The organism is Vagococcus xieshaowenii (assembly GCF_004792515.1).
Lineage (GTDB): Bacteria > Bacillota > Bacilli > Lactobacillales > Vagococcaceae > Vagococcus_A > Vagococcus_A xieshaowenii.
In genome coordinates this window covers 15,920-40,221 of sequence record NZ_CP038867.1, presented here as the reverse complement: position 1 = coordinate 40,221, position 24,302 = coordinate 15,920, and the positions used below count along the sequence as shown (strand labels likewise).

General features: G+C 37.2%; 21 protein-coding genes. All 21 read right to left on the bottom strand.

Annotated features, from left to right (window positions below; all coding sequences use genetic code 11):
- Nucleotides 1–23 precede the first annotated feature (23 nt).
- Nucleotides 24–1,268, bottom strand: coding sequence for a MobP2 family relaxase (gene mobP2 / locus E4Z98_RS09900; RefSeq protein WP_135253591.1), 1,245 nt, complete (start codon nucleotides 1,266–1,268; stop codon nucleotides 24–26).
- Entirely contained in the window at nucleotides 1,261–1,731 is a 471-nt protein-coding gene (locus E4Z98_RS09895; RefSeq protein ID WP_135253590.1) for a hypothetical protein, read from the bottom strand. Before E4Z98_RS09895 ends, mobP2 begins: the two co-directional genes overlap by 8 nt.
- Complete coding sequence (locus tag E4Z98_RS09890) at nucleotides 1,724–2,008, bottom strand: FitA-like ribbon-helix-helix domain-containing protein (protein ID WP_135253589.1); 285 nt, start codon at nucleotides 2,006–2,008, stop codon at nucleotides 1,724–1,726. The genes E4Z98_RS09895 and E4Z98_RS09890 overlap by 8 nt, the downstream gene beginning before the upstream one ends.
- A 269-nt stretch (nucleotides 2,009–2,277) precedes the next feature.
- Entirely contained in the window at nucleotides 2,278–3,126 is an 849-nt protein-coding gene (locus E4Z98_RS09885; RefSeq protein WP_135253588.1) for a hypothetical protein, read from the bottom strand.
- An 11-nt stretch (nucleotides 3,127–3,137) separates the two neighbouring features.
- Nucleotides 3,138–3,776 carry a hypothetical protein gene (locus E4Z98_RS09880; RefSeq protein WP_135253587.1) on the bottom strand — a complete coding sequence of 213 codons (639 nt, stop codon included), beginning with the start codon at nucleotides 3,774–3,776 and terminating at the stop codon, nucleotides 3,138–3,140.
- 21 nt (nucleotides 3,777–3,797) lie between these two features.
- Entirely contained in the window at nucleotides 3,798–4,916 is a 1,119-nt protein-coding gene (locus E4Z98_RS09875) for a lysozyme family protein (RefSeq protein ID WP_135253586.1), read from the bottom strand.
- A 7-nt stretch (nucleotides 4,917–4,923) separates the two neighbouring features.
- A complete protein-coding gene (locus E4Z98_RS09870) occupies nucleotides 4,924–7,593 on the bottom strand; it encodes a nucleoside-triphosphatase (RefSeq protein WP_135253585.1) in 2,670 nt (889 codons plus the stop codon).
- 15 nt (nucleotides 7,594–7,608) lie between these two features.
- On the bottom strand, nucleotides 7,609–7,920 hold the full coding sequence (locus E4Z98_RS09865; RefSeq protein WP_135253584.1) for a DUF5592 family protein: 312 nt from the start codon (nucleotides 7,918–7,920) through the stop codon (nucleotides 7,609–7,611).
- A gap of 3 nt (nucleotides 7,921–7,923) precedes the next feature.
- Nucleotides 7,924–10,212: a pLS20_p028 family conjugation system transmembrane protein gene (locus E4Z98_RS09860; protein ID WP_135253583.1), complete on the bottom strand. Its 2,289-nt coding sequence runs from the start codon at nucleotides 10,210–10,212 to the stop codon at nucleotides 7,924–7,926.
- Nucleotides 10,213–10,223: 11 nt separating this feature from the next.
- Nucleotides 10,224–12,782, bottom strand: coding sequence for a VirD4-like conjugal transfer protein, CD1115 family (locus E4Z98_RS09855; protein ID WP_135253582.1), 2,559 nt, complete (start codon nucleotides 12,780–12,782; stop codon nucleotides 10,224–10,226).
- Nucleotides 12,782–14,824, bottom strand: a complete 2,043-nt coding sequence (locus E4Z98_RS09850) for an ArdC family protein (protein WP_135253581.1) — start codon at nucleotides 14,822–14,824, stop codon at nucleotides 12,782–12,784. Before E4Z98_RS09850 ends, E4Z98_RS09855 begins: the two co-directional genes overlap by 1 nt.
- Nucleotides 14,824–15,021 carry a hypothetical protein gene (locus tag E4Z98_RS09845; RefSeq protein ID WP_135253580.1) on the bottom strand — a complete coding sequence of 66 codons (198 nt, stop codon included), beginning with the start codon at nucleotides 15,019–15,021 and terminating at the stop codon, nucleotides 14,824–14,826. Before E4Z98_RS09845 ends, E4Z98_RS09850 begins: the two co-directional genes overlap by 1 nt.
- A complete protein-coding gene (locus E4Z98_RS09840; protein WP_135253579.1) occupies nucleotides 15,021–16,508 on the bottom strand; it encodes an FIVAR domain-containing protein in 1,488 nt (495 codons plus the stop codon). The genes E4Z98_RS09845 and E4Z98_RS09840 overlap by 1 nt, the downstream gene beginning before the upstream one ends.
- Nucleotides 16,498–17,640, bottom strand: a complete 1,143-nt coding sequence (locus E4Z98_RS09835; RefSeq protein ID WP_135253578.1) for a hypothetical protein — start codon at nucleotides 17,638–17,640, stop codon at nucleotides 16,498–16,500. Before E4Z98_RS09835 ends, E4Z98_RS09840 begins: the two co-directional genes overlap by 11 nt.
- Nucleotides 17,641–17,659: 19 nt before the next feature.
- The gene (locus E4Z98_RS09830; RefSeq protein ID WP_135253577.1) at nucleotides 17,660–17,983 is read right to left on the bottom strand and encodes a pilin; all 324 of its coding nucleotides are present in this window, start codon (nucleotides 17,981–17,983) and stop codon (nucleotides 17,660–17,662) included.
- Nucleotides 17,983–18,186 (bottom strand): PIN domain-containing protein, encoded by a 204-nt coding sequence (locus E4Z98_RS09825; protein ID WP_135253576.1) that lies wholly within the window; start codon nucleotides 18,184–18,186, stop codon nucleotides 17,983–17,985. The genes E4Z98_RS09830 and E4Z98_RS09825 overlap by 1 nt, the downstream gene beginning before the upstream one ends.
- Nucleotides 18,187–18,199: 13 nt before the next feature.
- Complete coding sequence (locus E4Z98_RS09820) at nucleotides 18,200–18,379, bottom strand: hypothetical protein (RefSeq protein WP_135253575.1); 180 nt, start codon at nucleotides 18,377–18,379, stop codon at nucleotides 18,200–18,202.
- An 18-nt stretch (nucleotides 18,380–18,397) separates the two neighbouring features.
- Nucleotides 18,398–18,760: a hypothetical protein gene (locus E4Z98_RS09815; protein WP_135253574.1), complete on the bottom strand. Its 363-nt coding sequence runs from the start codon at nucleotides 18,758–18,760 to the stop codon at nucleotides 18,398–18,400.
- Between the two features lie 60 nt (nucleotides 18,761–18,820).
- Entirely contained in the window at nucleotides 18,821–19,399 is a 579-nt protein-coding gene (locus tag E4Z98_RS09810) for a hypothetical protein (RefSeq protein WP_135253573.1), read from the bottom strand.
- A gap of 64 nt (nucleotides 19,400–19,463) precedes the next feature.
- On the bottom strand, nucleotides 19,464–19,595 hold the full coding sequence (locus E4Z98_RS10285; protein ID WP_280529206.1) for a hypothetical protein: 132 nt from the start codon (nucleotides 19,593–19,595) through the stop codon (nucleotides 19,464–19,466).
- Nucleotides 19,596–19,640: 45 nt separating this feature from the next.
- Nucleotides 19,641–24,299 (bottom strand): SpaA isopeptide-forming pilin-related protein, encoded by a 4,659-nt coding sequence (locus tag E4Z98_RS09805; RefSeq protein ID WP_135253572.1) that lies wholly within the window; start codon nucleotides 24,297–24,299, stop codon nucleotides 19,641–19,643.
- Nucleotides 24,300–24,302: the final 3 nt, after the last annotated feature.

Sequence of the window (24,302 nt, the reverse complement as noted above, 5' to 3'; positions counted from 1 at the left end):
GTACAAAAAAGGAACAAGCTACATTAGCTTATTCCATGTTCAATCTCATATTTTCGTTGTTGTTCCTTACGGAATTGTTCTCTTTCATACGCACACTTATTTAGAAAATCTTGTTGCGTTTCTACCGTGGCTGCTTTCATGTTATAAAGGTCTTTTTTTGTAACGGGTGAATACCTTGTTGCGTAATTGTTTGAATAATTAGTCGTGTGTCTAAACGGTTGGTTTGGTGTGTTGGTTGTTTCTATTTCCCCACTTTTTAGTTGTCTTAGTAGGGCATTCCCTGTCATTTGACGTAGCTCTTGTAGTTTGTTGTCACGATACTCTTTTCCTTGATTACCTTCCACCGAATTTTCACCATAGACACGTAAATAGAAAGCCGTTTGTTCTTTCAATAAGGCATCTAACTCTTTGAAAACATGTGGTTGGTGAGTCGTCATGAGGGTGTGTGTCAATCGGTCAAGTTCTTCTCGATATGGAGCAAACTCTGAATGATTGTAGGCCCATGTTCTTCTATCTTTAGGTAACGAACGTTTGAATTGATTTAGCTGATTCAACAAGGTAACATCCTTATTCAATACGTAAGGTTGAGTTAAATCTTTAGCAATCGCTTCACGCATTAAATAGCTAATCCTTACTAAAGAAGGTTCTCTATTTTCTATCTTATTGGCGAAAACAGACTTAATGTGTCGGACAGTCTTTGGCGGGATTTTCCCTCTATATTGTTCTTTTCCTTGATAGTGACATTTAGGTAATACGCCTTCTGGTTCGGTTAACACCATCATCGTATGAACGTGAATGTTATCTGTATTATAGTGAATAGCACCCGCCCAGGACACAGACGGACCAAGGTTCATATCATCGGCCATTTTCGCAATCGCAAGTCGAGTAGCTTCTCGAATTTTACCTTCATTTAGATAGGTTGTGTTGCCTTCTTGTAGAAGTCCAAGCTCTTTTAAATAATCATTATCAAACGAAAAAACGGTTTGCCACATCGGACTGTCTTTCTCTTGTGCGGTAATAAAGTTCTCTTTAATAGTTTGTTTCCCTTGATTATCGACGTAATCTTGTGAAGAAGAAAAGAGCGTTGTAATACGCCCTTCATTGTTCTTTATTTGTAACGCCTTCTCATTTGAAAAGGCGTGCCATTCTTCTACATTTTTCCCTCTGACCGCTTGCGAGCGATCAATATAATCAATTGCTTTTTTGTATTTTTTGGTGCCTGGTGTGACAAACTTAGCACGCGCAATAATACCAGGCGAACTACTCATTAGCCTTCACATTTTCTAGTTGACGTTGGGCTTTTTTAGTAGCGGCTTGTTGGGCGAAATGGTCCAATTGTTCCTTGACGCGTTCTTCAGCAACCATCATAACGTTTGTCTTCGCAAGGTTGGTTGTGACGACTTCATTTTTCATTCTATCCAGTTGTAACGTGTTTACCATGTGGTTTAAAACTTCCGTTAATACTTTCGTTTGTCGGTCTGAGTATCCTGTACGACGTCGCAAGATGTCGATTGGTTCTTTCAATTCAGCGATCACTCTAGTTGCAATTTCTTCTGATAAAATTTCACCTAATAGCTGATTTTGATTTTGCGATTTAGTTTGTATGATAAGTTTATCAATCGCTTCACCTAGAGAACGAGATTGTGAGTTTTTCATGTATTCAGTAAGCCATTCTTTCCCCTCGGATGTCATTCTAGTACATAGTCTTTCTAATTTTTCATTATCACTCATCTTCATTTCCTCCCAGTAGCATGTTGATTAATTGTTGATTTTTTTGTAACTCAGCAGTCGATAAATTTAACGCTTCTATTGTCTGTTGTAGTAGTTCTGCATAACGTGATTCAGTCTCTTTTACTTCGTATCGTTCCGCAATATCAGAGAGTATGTCACACAGATACGTGTTCATAGATTTGTTTGACTGTTTAGCAAGCTCTTGTATCCTAATTTGTTTATCACGAGGAAGATTTCTTATCGTAATAGTCGGTGGTTTGGTTACATTATTGGTCATAGCAAGACCTCCTTTAGACTTGTTCTGCGTTTATAAAAACACCCTAAAGGGAGCGAAGCGACCATTTAGGGATGTTTTGATAAAGAGCATAAGGGAAAACTGCTAGCACAAATGTGCCAGACCTCGCAGTGCGAGGTGTTTTCGATAGTAGCAAATATGTTTAGTTTGGCGTCGGATTTACGTCGCCTTGACGTCAACAATGCGCCAACTTGACGTCGGGTTGACGTCGCTTGGCGTCGGATATGCGCCAAGATGGCGCCGCTTTGACGCTAGTGATTTTCAAACACTTTTTGACGTTCTTTTAGCTTTTCAATCTGATTCAAATACTCAATTCTATCTTTATCTAGTTGAACTAACTGGTTGTCATTTTGAGTGTTTTGATTTTCTAAATTGCTGATTTGAGCCTGTGTATCTGTCTGTTGAGTTTCCGTTTGGAACGATAATTGTTCGGTTAATCGAGCAATCGTTTCGTGATTATTTTCTGTATTCTGATGAATCGTTTCTTCCTGTTTATCTAAGTCATCAAGCAGTTGTTGACGTAAGCCAATAGCGTATTTAACACTTGCAGCACCTACACTATTTTCGGTTGGTGGTGTGATAACTTCTGATTTTTTATCTTGCTTACTGATATAAAATACTTCGTCACCTTCGCTTGTTTCTGACTTAATAGATACATGAACTTTAATGACATCCCACTGCTTAGGTAAGTCGGTTGCATAAATGGTCATGTAGTTATTATCACCTGTGAAGGTCTCTATCTTCGTTTGAATTTCTGAACTATTTCGATATTCAAACGAGGCACTCACTTCGTAATCTTCTACGGAAATCCCTAAGTCTGTATTCCCTAAAGAAAGAGTAAGCGAGCGGTTATTATCATCTATTTTACTTTCAACTAGTTCATAGGTATTATTAGCGATAACGACTTGTTCCCCTGCTTTACTTGATAGAAAGACAGGGTCGTTATTGGTGACAAAACGTGCGCCTATCATGACCGAGTAAAAGACCACAATCCCTAAAAACCACACGATATAAATCTTAGATTGTGACCTTCTTAGTCGTATAGAAGCGACTTCCCACCAATCTCTTAATTGGTCGATTTTACTTTTCTTTATCTGCATAGTCGCTCCCCTTATTCAAACATTTTCATAGGGTCACTATCGTTAAATACTTTTTCAATTCGACTATTAATCAACCATTTATTGTCCTTTAGAAGAAGATCATGACGAACGATAGTGTGTTCTAAGTAAACAGTATTCTCGCCATTGTATCGAACTTTTTTATCCATCATCGTCAACACGACAGCATAGTCACTCCCTAGTCTATAGCGGACAAAATGCTTCGCATTTTCTAGAGACCCTTCAATACTCATCATGTTTCTATCGCCTTCATAATAAGGTCGAACTTGTATTTGAGCTTCTTCCGTCATAATAGGATAGACTTCCTTCATCTTCTCTTTGAAATCATCCGTTGACGTATTATCATAGACCTCCATAAAGTCATCTACGACTTGTTCAATGTCAGTCAAATGTTGATTATATTTAAAAGTATCTTCTTGTTCTTTTGTTAATGAATTAGGTGCTGGTGTGCTTTCTTCTTTTGGTATTTTTTCACTTTCACTCTCTTTAGTCACAAATGTACTAGTATTCGATGTATCAGGGAGCTCTGTGAGGCTCGTTTTATTTTTTGACGCATGATTACCCACGAAAAAACCACACAGGCCTCCTATTAAACATAGTAAAATGCCACCACTAATAATTGTTTTCTTCATTCTTATTCTTCCTTCCTGATTTTATTTATAAGCTGGTTGTCCGTATCCCATTACTACTGAAGACGTTAGGCCATATTGTCTTTTTGCTACTTGGTCAGAGGTATTACCTTCTACTGTATAGACGGTTTTATCGTCAGTTCTTTCAACAATTCCCACGTGATCACTCACACCGTCACCGTCCCAATCAAAGAATATGATGTCGCCAACTCTTGGTGTTTGTCCGCCAGATAACCATTGATTTTTTTGTTTGAACCAATCAATGCCGGTTGGACAATAAGCGAATTTTGGTACGCTACCATCTTTAATATGTCCATTTTGGTCGGCAACCCAACTAACAAATGTGGCACACCACTCAACACGTCCTGTATAGCCATACCAACTCCAAAATTTCTGTCCGCCAACATTTCCAATTTGAGAAAGAGCCGTTTGAACCATGCCTTCGTTTCCACCTTCTCCTACCGAACCACCGAAAATAATGTAACGATAGACCAGTAAACTATAGAAGAAATTACCCCCATTTCTATAGAGATAGGTCTTGCCTACTGCCGAAGAAATCTCATTTAAATAGGGATAGGTTTCACCCGTTGTGTTGCCTAAACTAGGAGCCACAACCTCTTTAGAAAAGACTTCGGCTAGGTCAATAGAGTGCCTTTTCCCATCCTTTCCAAGATAGGAAATGTAACTAGCTCCGAAATTGTAAGCTTGGCAAATGGCTTCTTTATCACTTTCTAAACCGTATTTTTTTGCTAAAGTTAAAATGCTTGCGTAATACTTAACCCCTTGGTCAATCGACCATTCAGGTCCCGTAATACCGTTCGGTGGGAGACCCGCACTTTCGCTTGATTGCATCGGGTCGTCACCTTCACCACGACTTTCTGTTTCCATAATCGCAAGTAAGTACGGAACATCTTCTTCTACCCCGTATTTAGACGCATACTGCTGAATAAGCGAGGTGTAGCCAATAACTTTTTCGCTTAATCCCTTATTACCTACACCGCCAACTTGTGCATCAACGGTATTGTCCGACATAAAACCAACTAACCCTCCAGCCGCCACCAGTAGTAATAAAGCACCCATCAAAAGTGGGATTAAAGGTAAAATAAATTTAACTTTCAACCAAGACGACCATATTTTTTTCATCTGTCACCTACTTATCTTCTTTCTTTCTACCGCCACCATTGTATAAACTAACTTCTGCTTCTGACGCATAGACAAACATTTCATAGGCTTCGCTTTTTCCAATACGTAAGAGTGTTTGTCCTTGTCCAAACGTTGAAATATTTTGCGCTTGTATATCGGTTAACACCCCGCCATTACTCTCTGCTAATTCTTCCTCTTCACCTTCACCTGGGCGGAAGAAGAAACGATATTGCATGAAGTCATAAATGTCTTTTGATTCATCTGATACGTCACTGTCAGCTGCCGTTCCTTGTTTGTTTCTTAGCGAACGAGCCGTTTGAGTGTCTAAGCATAGGCCTGCATATCGTTTACGTGCTTCACGCGCATAAGTATTAAAGTAAGACACCATACGTGGATTATTCGCATTTAACAAGTTGTGGGCTTCTGCCATGAAGAACATACTACGTCTAATCTCTTCAAACGTAATCACCCCGTCTTTGTATAACTTATGCTGTAAACGTCCATTGTTAAACAACGTTGAACTGAATAAGTTAAAGGCATTAAATAATTGAGCGTTCACATAGCGAGGGTCGAAGTTGCTTAACCCATCGATATTAAAGAATAAAATTTGTTGGTCCGAAAAATCTGGAATGGTGGTTGGGCCGTTAAACATATCGCGATTGGTTTTTAATAATTTATTCAATGTAACATGAATGTTGTAACAAATCTTATGATGTTCAGCGATATTAGTAGTCTTCATTTCCCTATCCACAATCTCATATAAATCCATTAAGATTGGGTAGTCACCAGGTGGTCGCCCTGTCACATTTCCAATCACTCCATCATCATTAATAAACCCTTTTTCGGTGTACAAGTCCGTCACCAACGTATCAAAAACATCTAATTCTTCAACGGGGGCATTCGGTTTTAAAATGGAGTACCATGTGCCTAATTTGGCTAAGTGAATACTCATAGAGCCGCTTTGGCTTACTTCTAACGTGTGATCACTTACGGACAAGGGAAAGATTTCAAAAATATTTAAACGCCCATCTTGTCCATCTAAACGGACAATCGTGCCACCACGTTTTTTCACTAGGTCGGTAAACTCACCCGACTTGTCAAAGCCTCTGACTAGATAGCCTAATGAGAAACAATAATCCATGATTTTCTTCATCAAGGTCGTTTTACCTTGACCCATCATGCCTGTGATAAGGATATTGTAGAAGGTTCGCTCCCCATCTAATTCAAAGAAATCTAACATCATTTGACCACTCGTATTCGATAGACCAAAATATTTTCCTCGTGGGTCCATTAGAGAGACCTCGTTGGCTGGATAGCTCGCACCAAACTCTGTACTCGCAATATCTAAGCCACTTCGTTTATTCGGCTGCAATAGTTGGCCATGATAATCTAAAAACATGGCTTCCCATTCGTATTCTTGTTCTAACGTGAAGTTTGTAATCCCAAATTCTTCTTTTTCTAAAAGCTTTTTGGTCTCAATCACTCGTTTTTCAAGTGCCTCTAACGTATCATCATAGAGATATAAGCGAATCGTAATGTACTTTAAAATTTCACGTTTTTTAGCAATATCCTTCGATAAACTAAGCAATCGTACATATTCTTCTTCCTTTAATTCCTTGGCCGTAATATCTTTTTCACTTCTTATTGCTGTATTTAATCGTACCAACGACTGTTTGATTTCTTTTTTTAAGTTTTCATCTTCTTGTGTAGCCACATCAATCGTTAAAATCTTATTTTTAATTTTGGTAAAGGGCATCAACCATAATAAGTCTGGTTCTGGGGCCAATTTATAGACGTGTAAACACGTTGAATAGCCATTACCCGTTCGGATATAGGTTTCACCTGCACGCCAATTACCTTGTGGTTGAATTTGTTGTAATAGGTTCACATCGATTTGCTCTTCGATAATTCGTTTATTGGTAATGTTTAGGTTCGGTACTTCATCAGGCATAATTTTCAATGAGGGATTCGCCATACGAAACAGTAAATGGACTTTCTCTTTCTTTGAAAGTGATTCTAGTTGTAGCATTCCCGCACTCTTATAGAAATCAGAAATATTCTCTCTCAATTTTTCTTCATCATAACCGTAAATAAACACATAAAATTCTTCACTTTGACGATATTTGCCAATAAATACCTGTTCTTCGTAGTTTTCTTGTAATAATTTTCGTTGGTTGTGATCCTCACACGCTTGATAACGCCTCCTAAAGAACCCCTGTTGAGCCTGAGTGTCAACGGGCGAATGAATGGACACCAATTTAAACGGTGGACTGTACATATTCGTTAACGCAGCATAAGAATTTGTAATACGTTGAAATTCCTCTTGTTTCATTCCAAATAAATTATGGCCACGCATCCTAACGACTTCAAAATAACCATAACGGTAGCGGAAGAAATTCTCATCTTCGTCACTTCCCCATGACTTTACCGGGTGAATCTCCAATGTTTTCTTTATACGTTTCTTCTGTTGTTGTTTCTCTTTAAATGGCAAAGGAGCCGCATGAGGTTCACTCACGCTAGGCTCCTTTTTTAATGATGAAGGCTTAATTTTTTTACCTTTCTTTTCTTTTACTTTCTTTGGTTTCTTACTCTTTTTTACTACCGTTTCCTTACGCTCTTCTTCAACCGTAACTTCCAGTTCAACTTTCTCTTCTACCTGCTTTAAATCAAAACGCATTTTATTTCCTCCTACCTAAGACGTGTATTCTCTCACGTCAATACTTTTTACTGGTTGATGACTACCTGAAACAAATCGTCTAATCATTAAGTACATCATCGCAATATGTGACTTACCGGGATTGTTTTTAGATGGTTTTAATAGGAACAAAATATTAATCGCTGTTCCTATTAAAAAAATCAATTCAAATGGTGGATACACAATCCCTCTTATCAAATACGCCACCCCCAAAATCAAAACGATAAAAATAATATCGAATAAGGTTAAAAAACCAATGATTTCGGTTCTAGGACGAATACTCTCAATATTTCTAAGTTCCCTATTCATGTGTTATCCTTCCTTATTTCCTTGTTTCGTAAATAATTGTTTAACGCCTTTAGCAAACTTCACCGCTTCCTTACCGGTATTTTGTCCAACATCAAAGGTTACTTGTCTTTCTCTTGCTCGTTCTACTTTCATCATAGATTTTTCTAGTTGTCGGTCTGCTCTTATCGACTGCATAGATTGTGTTGTTGAAATTGGACGAGGTGATTGACTATCTAATGATAATTGAATTTTCCCTTCATTATTCGCAATATGAGACGGTACAGTCACTTGTTGTGGCGTCATAACAGATGGTCGTGGCTGTCCGCCTTGAAGACTAGTTGGTGCAGACATTCTGACACTTGGGCTATCTGAAATTGACGGTTTAGGGATAGATAATGATGGATTAACTTTCGTTGCTGAAGGAACTCTAGCCATTGGTGCGCTAGTATTTATCGCCTGTGATGGTATTAAATTAGGCGTAATGTTCGCTTTATTTCCATTCTGTGCTGAAAGTGGTGTTTGTGGCTCTTTAGGTGATAAGCCCTCTTTAATAGCTGACACTTCTTGTTGTTGCGCTAATTGTTCCATCCCTACATTACCTGGTAAATCTGTTGCGCTTGATTCTTGCGTATTATTTGCTAACTCACTATTCAACCTATTATTTTCTTCTTTTGTATTGTCTTGACTCACTGCTGATGGTTTGTTTAATTCTGATTGCTTCGTTGCCATCGCATCGGATAATGGTTGGTTCAATTCTTTACTTTCTTCTGACGTTAATCCTTTTGCATTCTCATTAGTTCCTTCTGTAGCGTCTAATGATGGATTTAAACTTTCTTCACTAGCCTTAGATGTGTCCATATCATCCTTAGTGATAGCTTCTGAATTCCCTTCTGAAACTGCCAAATCTTTTGTAAGTGGTTGATCTTGACCATCTGATGTTGGTGATAATAGACTTTCCTCAGCGGCCATTTTTTCCTCTTCAGATAACGGTTTAATGGCTAAATCATCGTTATTTGGTTTGTTAACTTCAGATGATTTCGCCTCGTTAGAAGCTTGTTTAACATCTAAATCGCCTTTTACTTCATTCAACGCACCTTTACTCATACCTGCAAGTAGACTGCTTTTATTTCTCACTGAGTTAGCAGCGTTCTCAACTGCATTCTTCGCTCGATTCGCAACTGAAGGGGTAAATGCCGCCCCTATCCCTACGGCTTTCATTGCGCCACCTAGTGCCATTGCACGTCCTACAGATGATTTAAGTCCGCCTTCTTGCCCTGTTAACTCCTGTATAATCCACGGACCCTCAATGATAATAACTACTAATATTAATTGAATAGCAACCTTTACTAATCCATTTATATCAGCTGTTCCTAAATAGTTGGAGAATAAGCGATAGACTTTCATCGATACTGCAAATAACAACACATTAATCAACGTATTAATGATCCCTTGAATGATTTTCTTCACTTTGCTACCTTCTACTACGTCTGAGAAAGCAAAGAAGGGTAAAATCACCGAGTTAAAGGCGATATTGTAGATAGCTTGTAAATACTTAAACGTTGCTAAAAACAAGATAAAGAACGAGATAACGAGTTGAAAAAAGATTATCCAAGGGTGCCATGAATATCTATAATAGTGTTGGTCTATCTTGAACAAACCTGACTCCAATTTAACCATTTCTAATTGGTTACTCGCATTGTTCTCAACGCGATTAGAAAACACCTTTTTCGACACATCACTACTAAATTCCGCTTTTGACGCATCAATTTCTTGCGTAATATCCAGGTAACTCAATTGTGTTTTATTTAAGTTAATGGTTTGTACATCATCAGCGCCTGGCCAACCTTGCGTGTCAAAAGACAAGGTATCGACAATGTTCTCATTGAAAATAGCGCTAGACGTTGACCCTGTCCCCGAATAAATACTTTTTGCTACCTCAAATGTACCTGTTGTTAGCGTTGAAATGATCACCGAACTTGTGACCACTACTAAAACACCTAAAATGACATTATCTAATAAGCCTTTTATTTGAAGATTTCGATTATTGGCGTAGCGAATAAAAAACCAAATCAGACAGACCGAACCAATACCATAAATGGCAAATCGATAGTCTTCTACAAACTGTGTCACCCCGTTGGACATTGGAAATTCTACTAGTTTATAGACTTGATTAAGTAACCCATCCATTGCGTCGACTAACCCTTTAAACAGTTGTAAAATTAGCCAACCAATCATCCTAAAAAAGCTAGCGAAAAAATTAGAGACATCGAGATAGTCACGATATTCTTTTAATATTTTAAATACGTCCGTCATATCAAACTCCTTTACTTGTCAGTTTTTTTAGGTAACTTGAAAATTGGTAGCCCTTGTAATCGCATTTTTAATGCCATACTTCCTTGTTTTTCCAAGAATGTTGTATATTCATCAAAATAATCAAAGCCATCAATTTCTTCTTTCTTATCAGGATGTTCTTCAATAAATAATTCATGAATTTCTGAAACATGGTCTGAACCAACCACTTCTACAAGACTTTTTCTTTCACCATCGAGGTAGACTGATCGAATCGTACTTAAGTCAGCTGCTACGAAGTCCCCCTCTGTAGTTTTATAATGATTGTCTAGTTTACTTTCTGCTTCTGTCATAATCGATTCATACTCCTTTCGTTTCTCATCGTCTATCTCTTCTTGTGCTTTAAGAGATAACGGGTGTTTAATTCGTTTCACAAAACTTTGACTATATTCTTCTAAAGGGAAATCTGGTACATAAGGTAAATTCAGTGTTTCCCATGATAAGTCTGGATCAAAGTCGTCTTTTAAATATTTATGTGCATATAAGAGTTTCCCTTCTTCACCTGTATTCATAATAGGATGTGGTCGTACGGGTTTTCCTTGTAAATCTTGACGGTGAATGGAACGCTCTACTACCACTTCCCCTTCTTCTAAACGACCTAATTCGTAAGGCGTTAATAAGGGGCGTGTTTCAACGCTTTCCGTCATTTGTTTATTTAAATCAAAGACGCCACCAGAACGACTCTTAACTGTTACTTCTTTTTCACCTAAAATACTCGAGAAATCTTCTCGTGCTTTTTTAGACCCACTTAAAAGGAAAAACTTATTCATGGCTTCGTCTGCAATAAATTCCCCTACTTTTTCTGAGTAGCGTGTCGTTAACTGGTTAGGATGTTGAACATAAAAATCAAATAAAATACCACGTCCAGCCCCTACAGATAACATCGAACCGATATTACTAAACCCTGGTAAATTACCGAACTCATCCAATGGTACTCGAATTCTTTTCTTTAACTTCCCACCAGGTAAATTGGCTGCCTCATCACTAGCTACATGATACATTTGAGAAATCCACGTACTAGCAATAATATAATTGGTCTGAATGTAGTCAGGTAAAACAAGGAAAATCGCTTGTGGTTTGTAGTAGTACCAACAACTTACGCCTTGTAGTGGATTAAACGTAACACCTACAGGCATATTCACATGGTCAACCCCTTTAAAGTAATCATCGGGATTAGGTGTAGTGTGATACATCAATTGCTCCCCTACCACAATCGTTCGATCAATAGAAAATACTTCGTCAAACTCGTTTGTAATAGAATACTTCAATAGATAAGTTCCTGGTTTTGAGGTATCCACATAACCTTCAACACGAATATTGTCTGTCATGTCGAACGGCGTAGAGTCTTTTGTTAATTTTTTAAAGTTAAACGTACTCTTAGCCATTAGTTTTGCGACTTTAGGCGCTGTAAAGTTTCGTAACTTCGCTTGGGTTGTAGCAAAAATTGACGACCTCATTTGGCCTTCCGCATACATAACTGTAGAATATTCAAGTTTAGCTGGATTACCTGGAGGTAAATTCTCAAAATACTTATCTAGCAAGGTATCACCTTTTTCGTTAGGTGTTCCGAGTTCTACTAACATATTAGATACGGCATACATCGTGATATACTTCTCTGTTTTTTGAGGGTCGTCACTTTTTTCAATAAATTCGTGACATAAGGCTAAAATAACCGCATTGACAAGGGCCATGGCAGTTTCTTCCCAAATCGGCTCTCTTGCTTCTTCGTTATGATAAAGAGGATAACTAAAGGTTTTACATAGTTCTATCGCATTATCAATATCCCCTTGCATATACGCCTCTTTGACTAGGTCTAGCGGATTGTATTGAAATGAACGACTCATTTCAATTAAGTTTAAAACATGGCACTCATACCCTCTTTTTTCTAAGGTTTTTTTTCCCATTCCCGCAACCGCTAATTCATACTTCCCTGAAGCAAATACTAAGTGCGGTTTTTCCTCTGAACGAGAGTAGACATCCATGTCGGGAATAACTTTTGTTTGCCCTTTAGCTGCACGAGAACGACCTAAAATACTGTTGTGAGCGGGGTCGGTATCGATGTATAATTTATCCCCACGACGTGCAATAATCGTTCCACTCGCGCCTTCGTATGTATCCGTTACGTGTTCTCCTTTAATTGGCACTTCTTTATATTGTGCAATAAGCTCATCAACTGTCGTAAACCTACCAGTCGCTTTATTCCCTTCTTCTAAGCTCTCATAGTTTATTTTGATACGAAATAGCAAGTAATAGTAAAGCGGAATGGTGAGTAAATATAGAACTGCATATACCCAAAAGTATTTAATCAGATGAAACCCAACAAAAGATTGTAATGGATAGCCATTTGGCAACATATAAAATATGTTGTATAAAAAGGAACTAAATACATTTCCTAAAACCGTTGCAACGATGACTAATCCTATCCATACAACCTTCTTTTTATCACTACTCCCAAATACCTCTAACCAAGCTTTTAGCTTGGTTAGAAACACAATATTCTTATCTTCGTGAAGGGGTAATTTTTTAAAGTCCATCACATGCTCCTTCCTGTTTCTTCTTGATACGTTTCACGCATGACTTGATTATGTATCATATGGTTTTGATGATTTCTAGAGGATTGATTACTTAGAAATGCCTTCATGTTAGGTAATTCAGGCACAGAAAAAGCACCTAGTTGTATCAAACGGTCACTAGCTGCTTGTAAAGAAGGACATTGATAGGTGGTGATAGCACCTACTTGGTCCATTTGTATTAAATTATGTTGATCCCCTTCAGATGGAACAATCATCAACTCAACCGCTTCACCTACTTGGAAGAAACTATGACCATCAATCACTTTTTGTTTAAGATTTAACGCTTGTTCTTCTTTATATTGCTTAATTTCTTCTGCTGATTTAGTGCCGTTATAGGCCCAATCAACAATCGTTTCTTTTCTTATTGAGTCAATTTCTTGTGCGACTTTTACCGGTTTTAAATTCTTGGCCATCAGATTTTCTATCATGCTTTGTGTAAACGCCTTGTCTTCAGATAAACCGTAGCGTGTTGTAAATTGTTCAATCAATGATTTTTCTTTCGTACTCTGATTCTGTTCGATAACTTTATCATGTGTATCTAGCGTTGATAGAAGTGAGTTAATCCCTTCTAATGGTTGGTCAAAAAACTGTTGTAAGGCTTCTTGTTGTGAAGGAGATAATTGGTCTAACCGCACGTCATATTTTACGTTTTCTTGAATATTGGTCAGTGCTACTAATTGCTGGTCAAATGGTTCTTTTAGGTTTTCATTGACGATTAGCGATAACTGCTCATTTTCTAGTTGAAGCGTGACCATTAATTGTTCTGAAAATTCCCCTTCTTCAACAAGATTCTTCACAGAAAAACGATTAGTCAATTGGTACGTTTTATCATCCAACCAGTCACCTGTTTGCTTAGCTTTTACCTCGTAATCAGAACGAAATAGACCGTCCTCACCTAAAAAGTTATAGGCTACTTTTTCTTGTAACGTGGCGCTTGTATCAAACGATTTTAACTGATGAAACGACTGTGTATTAACCACCGTCTTTTGTTCTAACAGTTGTTCACGATACGGCGTTAGCTCTTCTTCTAAAATATCAATAAACACACGACTCGCCTTTTGAACGTTGTCTAACAATTCAAATTGAGCGTTAGGTCCTTGTTCTTCTAAAACGGCTAAATGATCCGTCCAATTAGCAATGTAAGGAACTGCTTTTTCTTTGGTGTCTATTCCAACGTGGCGTGAAACAATATAGGAGACCATTTCCGCTTGAAACTCTTTTAATGGACGGCTCAATTCTTCTTGAACAACTTTTAATCCATCTGATGGTAACGGATTATGTAAATACGCATGTGCTAATTCATGAATAGACGTCGCAATATTTTCGGTCGGTGTATTTCGATGATTTAACACAATTTCTTTCTCACCTGTCATGGCCACCATGAATTGCCCTTTCGCAGCTCCTAATTCTTTCACTCCAAATTTTGACGTTGCTTCACTTTCTATCTTGATAGCTAATTGATCCGCAATTTTTTGAATACCTTTAGACACCACAGCTAAATCTAACGCGTTGTCATAATCAAATGCTGCTCTTTTATTCGGAAAAAGCTTAGGGTAATCTTCTGGTTTCGCATTAGTTTGTGTAATATCAAAAACAGAAGCCGGCTTATAATCTCTCATTTCCCAATATTTTAATACCCCATTTTGAATTAGTACCTTTTCTTGATTAGTCGCACTTGTTACAAATCGTTGTTTTCCTTCTTCATCAATGAACAGCTTGTAAAAATTAGGTCGTAAAATTTTAATCCCTTTTTCGCCTTTTTTCACATGAAAACCTTGTTCTTTAAAAAAGTTATAGCTGCCTACCCCATAAGCTCCATGAAATTGTGACAGTATCAACGATTGATTACGTGATGAATAGTTGTAAAAATCACTCATAAAATCAAGTAACGCTAGTCGGTCCTCAACGGAAACCGAAAATTGCTTGATGGCATTTAATCCTCCTTCAAGCAATTGGTTAACTTCTTCTTTAATTTCTTGTGTTGATTTACGTTTATAGGCCATCAAATCCCTCCATTCTTAAGGGATAGAAAACTATCGTAAGTCATTAAATAAGGTTCCCCTTCGTCATGTGCTTCTTCTAACTGATTTTTGTAATACAAAGCCAGTTCTGTTGAAACAACCACCTCATAGGTTTTTAACTGGCTATCTTCGAATACGAGTAGATTGCCATTTACTTCAAGTAATTGGACAACTTCCATTAATTTACACCTTCCTCTTGAACGATGACTTCTTCCGGCGCTTCTTGAGGCTCTTCTGGTTCTTGAGGTTCAACCTCAATCACAACTAACTGTTGAATAGCCGCTTCCAATGAAGCAACCGCATTATCGACTTCTTCTTGTGTTACAAACCATTGCGACTGTACTGCTTGCGCCTGCGTTAATGAACGATTGAATACGGCAATACTTTCTTCTGTGTAACCTTCTAAGGAAAGAGACTGCGCTCGACTGATAGTGTCTTGTAATACCGATTTATCAGGACGTGCTACTAAAGAATTTAGCGCGTTGTTTAAGTTATCCAATTCAGATTGAACCCCTTCAACAGTCGCATCAGAAAAATTAATTACGGCTTGTGCTTTAGCAATCGCCATATCTAAGTTAGTAAGACTGCTTTCTAAATAATCGTCTCGATTGATCCCTTGTGCTTGATTGATAACTCCTTGCAAGGTTTCTTTCAACGGTGTTACATAATCTTTTTCTTTTAAGGTCATCTTAGCTAGTTGTAATCTTGCTCTCATGGCACTTACTACCGATTGGCTACTATTTTTGTCACTTAACACTGATTGTGCTTCTGCTAATACACTTTGTAAATTTGCTACTGATTCATCCGTGAACCCTGATAAATCCATGCCACTTACTTCATTGATTAACGCTTCTAATTGACTAAAGTCAGCACGTTCAACTAATGACTCAATAGCCGACTGTAAACGAGCAACCTGTTCATTCACACTTGCTTGTGTTCCCATTTGTTGACTTAACATATTTTGTGCCAATGAGAACTGGCGGATTAAATCTTGTGTAGAATTCGGCGTGTAATCATCTAAATTCAATTGTTTAACAAACCCTACCAACAAACTTAACTCTCGGTAATCAACTTCCTCTGGTGTAGGTTTTTCAGGCTCAACTGGCGGTTCAACCGGTTTTTCCGGTTCAACGGGTGGTTCTACAGGTAGAACGGGTTCTGTTGGTGGTTCTGTAGGCGTAACAGGTGGTTGCGTAGGTTCTGTTGGTTCTACAGGTTCGCTTGGTTCGCTTGGTTCACTTGGTTCAATCGGTAAAATGATAGAGGGTTTTTCAATAGCTGGCTTCTCTTTTTCTTTGTCCTTTTCTTTCTCTTGCTGATAAATAACGTCAACCACTTTTTCAATCTCCGTTTTTTCTAAGGAAGATTGGGCAATAGGAACAATGTCCCCTTCATCATGAATAGCAAATCGATTATAAACGTCTGAAATTTTATCGTCTTTTCCTTTTTTACTTGTGGTTGTATCCTTCTCCTTTTTGTTAGCTTGAGAAGGTTCTGAAGACCAATTATTACTTCCTCCAATCTCTTCGGTTGTTTCAGAGGTAACTTTATTAGTGGTTGAACTTTTATTGGTCGCAACAGCTAAAACGCCTGTCATTAATACCGCGCCACAAAGTAACGGTAGCCAATAGTGTTTTTTCTTGTACCATGTTTGTTTAGATGTCATTATTTGTCACGTCTCCTATTTTTTCTAATTTTCGTTGCCACAACGCCATATTGTCAGAATCTTTTTTGTTTTTATAGAGATCAATCATCTTGATAATCAACGTTGCATCATCATAATAGACTTGATACGCTTCTTTGCAAGAAGTGGTTGTTAACTGTTCCCCTAATTGTTTGGCTTTCTTTAAATCTGATTGATGTAATGCCTCAACAATATCCGTTAATCGTTTCTTATCCATTTCTAGTGCCAACTTTTCGCTTTGTAATTGTTCATTTAGAACGGTTGCTTCATCAAGACGCCCTAACTGAATATAAGCATGTGCTAACATGATTTTTCTATCTTCATTAAGGGTATTAACAGGTGTTTGAACCACTTGTTCCCACTCTTTATGATAGAAAGCTAAGTCAAATGTTCCATCTGGTGTTGGGAATAGTGTGTTGAATACTGATAAATCATCAAATTGTCCCTTTTCCACGTAAAAAGTCACAATTTCTTCCGTTCGGTTAGGATATTTTTTCCCTATTTCTTCTGGCGAAAGTTGAGAAAGTTCTGTCTCAAACATATCTTGAACAGCAATAGTTTGTGAGGTAGGAGTCGTTAGTAAACGATACGTTATTCCTCCGCCAACTAGCAACATTGCGCTAATACCACTCACTAACATCATTTTATTTATGTTAAATGATTGTTTCTTCTCTCGCTTCTTCTTTTTCTTTTTTGAAGGACTAGACGTTGACTCACTAACAGTCTTACTTTTAGGCGGTAATCGTTCTTCTTTCGGTGGTAATGATACTGTCTCTACTACTACCTCCACAGGTTGATTTTTTCCTTGATTAAGTTCTTCTAACGCTCTCTCTTTTTCATCGACAAGTGCTAATACCAACTCACAGATTGCCTCTTCTTCTTCGGGATATTGCTTTAGTAAGGTTTCCTCTATCCACGAAAAAAACGATTCTGATTCACCACTTCCCAGTGGAAAATCACCTTTAAAGTACAGCGCGTCGTTTTCAGGAAATGACACTTCAATCTCGACAATCTCTTCTTCTCCCGCTTGTTGAAGTGCTAAATCATCACGATTTAGCACTTCCAATCCTTCCAATAAAGGCAAACGTTTTGAATTTATAGATAGATAAACCATTACATTTCCCCTTTCTTTATTAAGCTAAAAATGTTTCAACAATGGATTGCATAGCAGTCCAACTTGTTGCTTGCGTCTTTAGATAAGTCATTATAGTAGTAGCAGCAAAGGCCCCTACAATACCGATACACGCATGAATCGCATGGTCTTTAGCTTGCGAGTGTTTCTGTGGCTCTTTTGACATAAAACCAAACATCGCTAAAATAAATTGAACCACTGCATATCCGACAATCCCTGCAAGTAGCCATTTTTCAATATCGTTAAAAATTTTAGTCATCATTTGTCCTGGATCAGTTGCTCCAATTAATACGTGAGTTTTAGCTTGGATAATCATATCTTTCATTAAAAGTTCCCTCCTTGATGGTTTGATTTTTTAGCTAACGCTTCTACAATGACATCGGATTTAGATAGCATATATTGAAATTCTTGCTCGCTTACCCAATCATCATAGCTAATCCCTTCTTGTTCTAATAAGTGTTTCACCGTCTTACGAATGCTATCTTTTTTAGTTTTTGGTAATTGACTGGTAAATAATTCTTTACTCATAATTCACTCACTCCTAATAGTTGGTTTTTTGACGTCTATTTTTCAAATAAGCAATGATTGTCCCTGTTGCCACAACAATCGTTCCAATTAATAAAGCCATCGTATTAGGTGAAATAAAGTAGAAATATCCCATATACGCAACGGCTCCTAAAAATAAAATAATTAATAACATAGCGCTTAATACTCTCATCATTTTTCCTCTTTTCTATTTTTATCGTTGAAGTAATAACTTCACATTTTTTCTGACATACTCAATTCCTACAATTCGATAGGTGTGTGACGTTCCTACCTGATGACCTATCGTAATAAGCGTCACATGTGTTTTTCTCTCTAAAGCTTCTTGTGTGCCTAAGTATTTCACTTGTTTTCCTTTTCTGAAGTGATCAAGGTCTAATAAAATAGACGTTTCATTAAACTTTGCGAAAGGAAATAACGAAATATCTAACACTAATTCACGCTCTTTTCGTTCATGATTAATCCAGCTACTTCCTGCATTCACCCTCATCATTTCTACTATTCTATTTCCTCTACGACTTTTACTATTTGTTGGACATGTTTCAACTACACTACTCAAAACACCTCCCTCCTTTCTATAATAAAAAAAGTAAATTATTTAAATTTACTTTTTAATACACTATTCTTCTTTTGCTTTAGCAACACCTAATGAAGTTCCTCTTACCGACAGTGGATCTATTAACTCGTAATTTGTAGTTCTAAAAATATTGGTATTTAACAACTCATACTCGTATATTTCTTTTCTTAAAAACCACTTATCAAAATATTTTTCCTGTCGCAGCAAATTAATTAATCCAGCCTTCACTACTTCAAAACAACCATATAAGAGTGCATATCGAACGCATAGTCTGAATACCGAATCTTCTAAAACCATTCTCAAAGAACCTAAATCTAATACATTCGTTTCCTTAAATGACAACATGAACAAATATGTAATCAATAGAGTGAATGCTATCCATCTTTTGCTATAAAGTTGATTGATAAATTCTTTTAATTTAATTGTCAAGTTACCATTATTAATACCTATACAGACGTTAACTAGAAATAGGTACAAGGCATATACACCAAACGTACCAATCGCCATAATTCTATAAAAAGCAATTAATTCCGCCATCGGTTGCTCAAACACACCGCCAAATAGCATTAATATCCCAACGATTAACATTGCTTTAAAAAATGATTTAAAAATTTTTGCCATATTACTACAAAACATTGTTAAAACAATCAAAAAATTTAACTGTTTAATTGTAATCACCCGTTCTTTATTTTTTTAAAGTAGCAACTTCCATTGCGTCCTCGTATCCTTTATCGTACATATTCGCTGGATTCGCAAAAAGTGCCGTAATGACCATACCTGATAAAAATCCAATCACTAAACCGATACCGATTCCCATTAGTTCCTTCCTCCTTATTTCTTATTTAAAGCGCAAAGAGAGTGTTTAACTCTCTTTACGACGTTTTGTTACCCAAACATAACCAACTGAAATGACCAATAATAACCCTAGAATTGAAAGACCTAGTTTCGCCGTTTCACCCGTTTGTGGTAAATACTTAACTGGGACAATCGGTTTTGCTTTCGTTTCAATCGTTTGGTCTTTACAGTCACGATCATCATGTTCTGTAAATGGTTTGTCTGGTGTAGGATTCTCTTTCGTTTTACGGTAAACAAATTCTTTCGCATAGTACGTCTTACTTGGCTCTAATGTACCCGCTGGGACATCTAGTCGCATATCATACGTGCCATTTTCAGTTTCAAAGACCACGTCTTTTGCGATAGTTTTCGCCACTAACTTATCTTGTGACGCACCTAACGATGAACGCTCCCATAATTCAAAATGAATCTCATATTTTTCATCTTTTCCTAGCAACATTCCTGTATAATCTAGGGTATCAATGAAAGTGTTGTCCACTAAGCTATCAATTAACTTTTGACCGTCCAAGTCCGTTAACATCGTGCCTAGTGTTGGCTCTACACGTTCATTGTGCGCTTTAATGATGATTACTTCGCCATCAGTTGAAGGTTGAATTTCGAAGCTCAAATCTTCGCTGTTTGGCAAGTAATTCTCTAAAGGTTGTGTTTCAACAAACTTGTACTGACCTGTAGGTAAATTCTCTAGGTTGATTTCACCGTTCTCATCCGTTACAAATTCCGCTACTTTTACTTCTTCTTCACCATCTGTTTTCAATAAATCAAACGCCACACCTGCTAATACTTTCTCATTCACATAAGACGTATTATCCACTTTGATTAATTTCACGTTTTGGCGTGCTAATTTATTTAAGATTGGTTGACGTGCCATTCTGTTTAAGTTTGCATTGCCAACAAATGTTTGATTTGCATAAACATTCGCTTGAACGACCTCACGATTATCTTGTGGCGTTAAATCAACAGGATATTCCGTATCTTCTAACACATGGTCAAGCCCTGCATCTAATTCTTTCGCGTAGTAGTCATCACCTTCTGGTAATTGACCTTGGAATGTTGCCACGCCATGAATCGTCTTCACAATCGCTACTAAACTATTTTCTGGTACGACTTGTTCGCCGTTCAATTCAAAGCCGTTGCGCTTAAATAACCCAAAGACCTTGTTTTGAGAAGGGATTGTCTCAATAATTGGTGCGTTATTTTCCCAACCACTCACTACTTCCTCTTCTTTGTTAATTAATACTTGGAACTCATTCCAGATATTTTTGTGTTCCACGTCTGTTTCTGATAATTCTACTTCTTGACCTTCGTATCGAATGTCAAACGGTACTTTTTCTTTGTCCTTGATATAGCCGTTTGGCGCTTCTTTTTCAATCAAGTAATAGTGACCAGGGTAAAGACCAGTGATTTCAAAACGGCCATTTTCATCAGTTGTCGCTTCATCAATGATTTGTTCCTTTTCGTAATGAACAACGCCATCACCCGTTTTAATTTCTTCTGCCGCATATAACTCATATGTAACATCTGCTAAATCGCGGTAATCATACGTGAATCGGTATAACTCACCAAATTCTGTTTCTTCTGACTCAACCGCTACTTCTTTTTGACCAATCTTATTAACGTTTACTTTCCCTTTAGCCGGTTTATTCGTAATCGTTAACTCAATTAAGCCATTGTTTGACCCGTCTACTTTGAATTTAACGGGTTCTTTCAGCTGAATATAACCGTTTGGTGCGAAAATCTCAGTCACTTCATACCAGCCATACTTCAATTGAGGCACAAAAATAACTCCATCTTCGTTTGTTACGAAAACCGAGCTTTCTTCTTCTAATTCAGTTGTATGTGTCACTAATTGACCCGTTTGTAAGTTTTTAATTTCAAACTGAGCGTCTTTCGTTAAGATTGGTTTCCCACTTTCAATATCAACTTTCGTTAATTTTAAGTCTTCACGAATCACTTTGTCCGTTGCGAACAATTCAATTAACTGTTGATCCTTATTAATGGTCACGTTCATATCTTCTACTGGTAAGTAACCCTCTGGAACAACCGTTTCTTTCAAAATGTATGAACCATAAAGCACGTCATTAAAGATGATGTCACCTTTTTCATTCGTCGTTGCTTTTGCGACTTCTGTTTCACCATCTGATTTGAATAATGTAAATTCTGCACCTTTTAAGAAGGTATTCGTATTATCCGTTGTCCACTCTTCATCTGCTTTTTTAACTAATTTGATAGAGCCTTTCATGACTTTATCTGTCGCACTTAATTCGATTGTTTGATTATTTTCTTTGATAGAAACTTTCATATCCGCTACAGGTAAGTAACCTTCTGGGACTTTTGTTTCTTTTAATACATAATCCCCATACAATAAATTGGTAAATGAGATTTCACCTTTAGCATCCGTTGTGGCTTTCGCTACTTGTGTCTTACCATCTGATTTGTAAAGAGTAAATTCGGCGCCTTGTAAGAAACTGTCTTTCGCTTCTGTTTGCCAATTAATATCGGCTTTTTTCACTAATTTAATATTCCCTTTAACGACTTTATCAGTGGCACTTAATTCGATCGTTTTACTATTCTCTTTAATTGAGACATTCATATCCGCTACAGGTAAATAGCCTTCTGGAACCTTCGTTTCTTTCAATACATAGTTTCCATATAATAAGTTGGTAAATGAAATTTCACCTTTCGCATTTGTGGTAGCCTTCGCTACTTGTGTCTTACCATCTGATTTGTAAAGGGTAAATTCTGCGCCTTGTAAGAAATTATTCTTAGCACCTGTTTGCCAATTTTCATCGGCTTTTTTAACTAACTTGATGTTTCCTTTAATGACTTTATCTGTTGCATTTAACGTAATGGTTTGACCATTTGTTTTAATAGATACTTTCATATCTGCAACTGGTAAGTAACCTGCAGGAACTTTCGTTTCTTTTAACACATAATCCCCATATGCAATATTAGTAAATGAAATCTCACCTTTCGCATTCGTTGTAGCTTTCGCAACTTGTGTTTTTCCGTCTGATTTGTAAAGCGTGAACTCAGCACCTTTAAGAAAATCATTTTTAGCGCCTGTTTGCCAATTTTCATCAGCTTTTTTAACTAACTTGATGTTTCCTTTGATTTGTTTGTTTTTAAACGTTAAAATAGCGGTTTTGCTTGCTTCAACCGTTACGGTTTGTGGAGTGCTGTCTAACACATATCCTGTTGGGGCTTGAATTTCCGTCACGGTTACTTTAGAACCTGCGGGAACATTAGACAACGTCGCTTCACCACTACTATTAGACGTCACTTGACCACTCTTAGAACCATACGTGTACTTGAATTTAGCATTTGCAAGAGATTTGCCATTTTCATCAACTTTTTTAATTTTGACTGTACCGTTTAGTTCTACTTTGATGTTTATCGTTTCTTTAATCAAATCTGGGTCATTTAAATAACCCAAAGCTTGCATGACCCCTTTACGATAGACCAAAGAATTTTCGGGTGTAACTGCCATTTTCTTCTGTAATAAAACTACACCATTTGAATTTGAATTAGTTTTACCAGTAATTTCTAATTTATTACCATTAATTTTTATCCCAACATTAGCCGTATTCGTGATTACTTCATAATCAGACAACACTCCGTTTGAGTCAGTCTTTGTAACTGTTTGACCTGCTTTTACTGTAATTGTGGAACCTTTTAATGATGAAGGTTTTTGATAACTTGAAACTTTTGAGTTAACCGCTGATTTTCTTGTTGAGTAATCTGGAATAGTAGTTTTTAAAGTAGAACCACCAAATGCTTCCCAAAGCATCAATTCAGTTGCTGCATACTGCGCATCTGATTTATCAGAATTGGCATAGTACCCAAAATGAGCGATTAAATTTAGTTTCTTCACTAATGTCGCATCTGTTAAAAAGGATGTAATAGCTTGTTCGCCATTGTACGTCGCTCCATTCCAGGTAGGACTAGCTTCTTGAATACAAAACACTGTTTTGCCATCTAAAGTGAATTTCAACATGTAATCATGAGTAAAATTGGTTCCTTCTGGATATTGACCATTTGGTACTTTAGGGAGTATTCTCACGTTAGTGTAATTTATTCTTTTTGCTGTAAGAGTTAATCCTCTAGCTTGTGCATACGCACGTAATTGTTTTTCTGTCCCTAAGAAATTATCACCAACGAAGTAGTCTTTCAATGTATCTTGTTCACTCGTTGAACGCATTCCTTGTAATTTTTCTAAGATTAATTGTTCTGATAATTGCGGAACTGTTTCATCTGATTCTTTAACAGAGGAACTATCAATAGTTTCTTTCGACTGTTCCGCAGATTTATCGTTTGTGCTACTGGTATCTGTTTCCACATTAGACGAACTATCAGTAGATTCTTGTGTCTCTTCTGTTTCTTCGTTAATAACATTAGTAACATTTTGTTCTTTTTCAACTGGTGGAGCTTGTGCCTCTTCCTCGGTATTTTCAATAGATGAGCTTACTACTTCTTTCTCTGTAGAGTTTTGTTCACTCCCACTTTCTGATGTGTCCGCGCTATCTGAGCGTTCAGTTTGTTCTGTTTCCATGGTTTGTTCCACAGCTGGTGTACCATCATTGGTTGTCACTGCATAAACAGTTGAACCTACTTGTTGAAGTAACAACATCATCACCATGACAACTGAGACAAATCGTTTTGATTTCATTAT